The sequence below is a fragment of the Nesterenkonia sp. K-15-9-6 genome, from assembly GCF_052656005.1.
On sequence record NZ_JBQYEY010000049.1, the window covers coordinates 1 to 5,983 of the forward strand.

3 rRNA genes are annotated in these 5,983 nt (G+C 56.0%); all 3 read right to left on the reverse strand.

Going from position 1 to position 5,983, the window contains the following annotated elements:
- Positions 1 to 7: 7 nt before the first annotated feature.
- A 5S ribosomal RNA gene (gene rrf / locus SD455_RS16490) occupies positions 8 to 124 on the reverse strand.
- 290 nt (positions 125 to 414) lie between these two features.
- Positions 415 to 3,527: ribosomal RNA gene (locus SD455_RS16495) — 23S ribosomal RNA — on the reverse strand.
- 516 nt (positions 3,528 to 4,043) lie between these two features.
- A 16S ribosomal RNA gene (locus SD455_RS16500) occupies positions 4,044 to 5,572 on the reverse strand.
- Together the 16S, 23S and 5S rRNA genes form the textbook arrangement of a ribosomal RNA operon.
- Positions 5,573 to 5,983: the final 411 nt, after the last annotated feature.

Consider the following 5,983-nt stretch of genomic DNA (forward strand, 5'->3'; position numbering starts at 1 on the left):
AAGTGGTGTCCGGCGGTGACCTACTCTCCCACACACTCCCGTGTGCAGTACCATCGGCGCTGTGGGTCTTAGCTTCCGGGTTCGGGATGGGACCGGGCGTTTCCCCCACGCTATGACCGCCGTAACTCTCTCAACCCAACCACCAGCACCACCACCTACACACAAGCAGGCACGATACCAACAGCGGGTAAATCCAGTAACGACTACACCTCAACCAACCCGAGGCGCGCATGAGTCGTATTCAATTAGCTGCCACCCCTCACAGCATCCCCCCGACAACACGAGAGAACACAACAACGAGGGGACAGGGTTTGTTGATCAGGGACCGCCTAGTGGACGCGAACACGCAATTTCTTAAACATGATTCTTGTTGAACACCCATACCAACCCCAACAAACGTGAGGAAAGTGTGTGTGGTGTAAGTGGTCGGCTTATTAGTACCGGTCAGCTTCACACGTCTTCAGTCCGTGCTTCCACATCCGGCCTATCAACCCAGTGGTCTAGCTGGGAGCCTTCACACCTCAAGGGTGACGGAGATCTTATCTTGAAGCCGGCTTCCCGCTTAGATGCTTTCAGCGGTTATCCATCCCGAACGTAGCTAATCAGCGGTGCACTTGGCAGTACAACTGACACACCAGAGGTTCGTCCGTCCCGGTCCTCTCGTACTAAGGACAGACCTTCTCAAATCTCCAACGCGCGCAGCGGATAGGGACCGAACTGTCTCACGACGTTCTAAACCCAGCTCGCGTACCGCTTTAATGGGCGAACAGCCCAACCCTTGGGACCAACTCCAGCCCCAGGATGCGACGAGCCGACATCGAGGTGCCAAACCATGCCGTCGATATGGACTCTTGGGCAGGATCAGCCTGTTATCCCCGAGGTACCTTTTATCCGTTGAGCGACGGCCCTTCCACACGGTGCCGCCGGATCACTAGTCCCAACTTTCGTTCCTGCTCGACATGCCTGTCTCACAGTCAAGCTCCCTTGTGCACTTACACTCAACACCTGATTGCCAACCAGGCTGAGGGAACCTTTGGGCGCCTCCGTTACTCTTTGGGAGGCAACCGCCCCAGTTAAACTACCCACCAGGCACTGTCCCTGGACCCGATCAGGGCCCGAAGTTAGATGCCTAACAACACCAGAGTGGTATTTCAACGATGACTCCACGACCACTAGCGTGACCGCTTCACAGTCTCCCACCTATCCTACACAAGTGATGTCAAACACCAATACCAAGCTATAGTAAAGGTCTCGGGGTCTTTCCGTCCTGCTGCGCGTAACGAGCATCTTTACTCGTAATGCAATTTCGCCGAGTTCACGGTTGAGACAGCGGGGAAGTCGTTACTCCATTCGTGCAGGTCGGAACTTACCCGACAAGGAATTTCGCTACCTTAGGATGGTTATAGTTACCACCGCCGTTTACTGGGGCTTAAATTCTGAGCTTCGCTACCCGAAAGCAGCTGACTCGTCCTCTTAACCTTCCAGCACCGGGCAGGAGTCAGTCCGTATACATCGTCTTACGACTTCGCACGGACCTGTGTTTTTAGTAAACAGTCGCTTCCCCCTGGTCTCTGCGGCCCCAACCCGCCTCCCCGCAGCAAGTGCGGATCACGGGTGAGGCCCCCCTTCTCCCGAAGTTACGGGGGCATTTTGCCGAGTTCCTTAACCGTGATTCTCTCGATCGCCTTGGTATTCTCTACCTGACCACCTGTGTCGGTTTGGGGTACGGGCGGCTAGAACCTCGCGTCGATGCTTTTCTCGGCAGCATAGGATCACCGGATCCCCACCCAAACGGTGGGGCCCATCAAATCTCACCCTCAACAGCTCCCGGATTTACCTAGGAACCAGGCTACATTCTTAGACCTAGACAACCATCGCTAGGCCCGGCTACCTTCCTGCGTCACACCTGTTAATACGCTTGGCTCCCCAGTTCAGGTCCCACGCTCCCCACACACGCAGACTCAAAGAGACTGTCCAGTGTGGTTCGGGTGGTTAGTATCACCAGTTCACCATGGGCGGTTCTTCGCCGGTACGGGAATATCAACCCGTTGTCCATCGACTACGCCTGTCGGCCTCGCCTTAGGTCCCGACTAACCCAGGGCAGATTAGCTTGACCCTGGAACCCTTGGTCATTCGGCGGACACGTTTCTCACGTGTCTTTCGCTACTCATGCCTGCATTCTCACTCGAACACGCTCCACCACAGGCTTCCGCCGCGGCTTCACCGCTGTGCTCGACGCTCCCCTACCCAACCCCCATCCAAAGATGAGAATTGCCACGGTTTCGGCGGTGTGCTTGAGCCCCGCTACATTGTCGGCGCGGAATCACTTGACCAGTGAGCTATTACGCACTCTTTCAAGGGTGGCTGCTTCTAAGCCAACCTCCTGGTTGTCTAAGCAACTCCACATCCTTTCCCACTTAGCACACGCTTAGGGGCCTTAACCGGTGGTCTGGGCTGTTTCCCTCTCGACCATGAAGCTTATCCCCCACAGTCTCACTGCTGCGCTCTCACTTACCGGTATTCGGAGTTTAGCTGACGTCAGTAACCTTGTAGGGCCCATCGGCCATCCAGTAGCTCTACCTCCGGCAAGAAACACACAACGCTGCACCTAAATGCATTTCGGGGAGAACCAGCTATCACAGAGTTTGATTGGCCTTTCACCCCTACCCACAGCTCATCCCCCCAGTTTTCAACCTAGGTGGGTTCGGTCCTCCACGCGCTCTTACACGCGCTTCAACCTGGCCATGGGTAGATCACTCCGCTTCGGGTCTAGACCCAGCGACTCAAACGCCCTATTCAGACTCGCTTTCGCTACGGCTGCCCCACACGGGTTAACCTCGCCACTGAGCACTAACTCGCAGGCTCATTCTTCAAAAGGCACGCCATCACACCCCGCAGGATGCTTTGACGGATTGTAGGCACATGGTTTCAGGTACTATTTCACTCCCCTCCCGGGGTACTTTTCACCATTCCCTCACGGTACTGATTCACTATCGGTCAGCAGGGAGTATTCAGGCTTACCAGGTGGTCCTGGCAGATTCACACAAGATTCCTCGAGCCTCGTGCTACTCGGGATACACTCACAGGCCGGCGGAACGCATTACGACTACGGGACTCCCACCCTCTCCGGTCACGCACTCAAACGTGTTCGTCTATACGCCCGCACCTCAACCCCCAGGACTGGTAGACCCTGGACGGAATGTCCCACAACCCCGCGCACGCAACCCCTACCAGGTATCACACGCACACGGTTTAGCCCCATCCGCTTTCGCTCGCCACTACTCACGGAATCACTCTTGTTTTCTCTTCCTGTCGGTACTGAGATGTTTCACTTCCCGACGTTCCCTCCAACCGGCCTATACATTCAGCCGGCGGTCACACACCATAACAGCATGCGGGGTTTCCCCATTCGGAAATCCTGGTATCAACGCTCGGTTATCAACTCCACCAGGCTTATCGCAGATTCCCACGTCCTTCATCGGCTCCTGCTGCCAAGGCATCCACCATGCGCCCTTCAACACTTACACACAAGTGTTCAACCAAGGACAACACAACACCACCACCACAACCCAACAGGGCCATGACAACGATGCGATGCTTGACCACGTTTCACATTAAGAAACAAAGATGCTCGCGTCCACTATGCAGTTCCCAAACAACAACCCCCACCACCATCACCACACCAGACACCACCACCACAACACCCCAAAACCAGGATGCTGCGGCCCGATGATGCCCCCAATGCGGCTACCTGCAGCCAGGGCAACAGATCCAGAAACATCAGAACCCACCACGACGACCAACGCCACCGCAGCCAGGCCTGTTGTCCCAGGACCCAACAGTGTACCAAGCACCACACCCACACACCCGACCGACTTCCACCACCACCAGCCCCCTACACAGGGAACCAGCACCAGGTACTGAACAGCCAGACGCACAGACGCAGCGACAGAATGTTGATATTCCACCCTTGAGCAGACCACCAGCTCACACACTCGGTGAGCATCAGGCGGCGGACTCGAACTCGAGCCCAAGCTCCTTAGAAAGGAGGTGATCCAGCCGCACCTTCCGGTACGGCTACCTTGTTACGACTTAGTCCCAATCGCCAGTCCCACCTTCGACCACTCCCCCCGGAAAACCGGTTGGGCCGTGGGCTTCGGGTGTTACCAACTTTCGTGACTTGACGGGCGGTGTGTACAAGGCCCGGGAACGTATTCACCGCAGCGTTGCTGATCTGCGATTACTAGCGACTCCAACTTCACGAAGTCGAGTTGCAGACTTCGATCCGAACTGAGACCGGCTTTTAGGGATTAGCTCCACCTCACAGTATCGCAACCCACTGTACCGGCCATTGTAGCATGCGTGAAGCCCAAGACATAAGGGGCATGATGATTTGACGTCATCCCCACCTTCCTCCGAGTTGACCCCGGCAGTCTCCCATGAGTCCCCACCATTACGTGCTGGCAACATAGGACAAGGGTTGCGCTCGTTGCGGGACTTAACCCAACATCTCACGACACGAGCTGACGACAACCATGCACCACCTGTGAACCAGCCCCGAAGGGAAACTACATCTCTGCAGCGATCCGGTCCATGTCAAGCCTTGGTAAGGTTCTTCGCGTTGCATCGAATTAATCCGCATGCTCCGCCGCTTGTGCGGGCCCCCGTCAATTCCTTTGAGTTTTAGCCTTGCGGCCGTACTCCCCAGGCGGGGCACTTAATGCGTTAGCTACGGCGCGGAAAACGTGGAATGTCCCCCACACCTAGTGCCCAACGTTTACGGCATGGACTACCAGGGTATCTAATCCTGTTCGCTCCCCATGCTTTCGCTCCTCAGCGTCAGTAACAGCCCAGAGACCTGCCTTCGCCATCGGTGTTCCTCCTGATATCTGCGCATTTCACCGCTACACCAGGAATTCCAGTCTCCCCTACTGCACTCTAGCCTGCCCGTACCCACTGCACACCCGGGGTTAAGCCCCGGGCTTTCACAGCAGACGCGACAAGCCGCCTACGAGCTCTTTACGCCCAATAATTCCGGATAACGCTCGCGCCCTACGTATTACCGCGGCTGCTGGCACGTAGTTAGCCGGCGCTTCTTCTGCAGGTACCGTCACAAAAGCTTCTTCCCTGCTGAAAGCGGTTTACAACCCGAAGGCCGTCATCCCGCACGCGGCGTCGCTGCATCAGGCTTGCGCCCATTGTGCAATATTCCCCACTGCTGCCTCCCGTAGGAGTCTGGGCCGTGTCTCAGTCCCAGTGTGGCCGGTCACCCTCTCAGGCCGGCTACCCGTCATCGCCACGGTGAGCCGTTACCTCACCGTCTAGCTGATAGGCCGCGAGTCCATCCAAGACCGATAAAATCTTTCCACCAGCACCTCATGCGAGGACTGGTCGTATCCGGTATTAGACCCAGTTTCCCAGGCTTATCCCAGAGTCAAGGGCAGGTTACTCACGTGATACTCACCCGTTCGCCACTAATCCACCCGTGCAAGCACGGGCTTCATCGTTCGACTTGCATGTGTTAAGCACGCCGCCAGCGTTCATCCTGAGCCAGGATCAAACTCTCCATCAAAAACTGATAGAACAACCAGCACACCCACCAGACGATCCCCAAGACACCACACAGACGACCATGCCGGAAAAACACGATCACCCACACAGCATCCCTCACAGGGACCACCAGCAAGCACACCAGTCAGCGATCCATGGCTGATACGTGATCACTTCCACGGGGGTGGAAGCCCCACGCCAACCAAACAATCAAATAATTTGGTATCAACAAACTTGGCACACTATTGAGTTCTCAAACAACAGGCGCTACCGGCACCACCGGAAGAAAACCGCCAACCTAGAATATCATATCATATTCTCTGTTGTCAATTTTCGCTTTCCGGATCGCTCCGAAGCAACTTTTCTATCCTAGAACATCTCGTTTCCGGCTGTCAAACCCGGTCCCGAGCCGCCCTCCGGACAGCAACTTCTC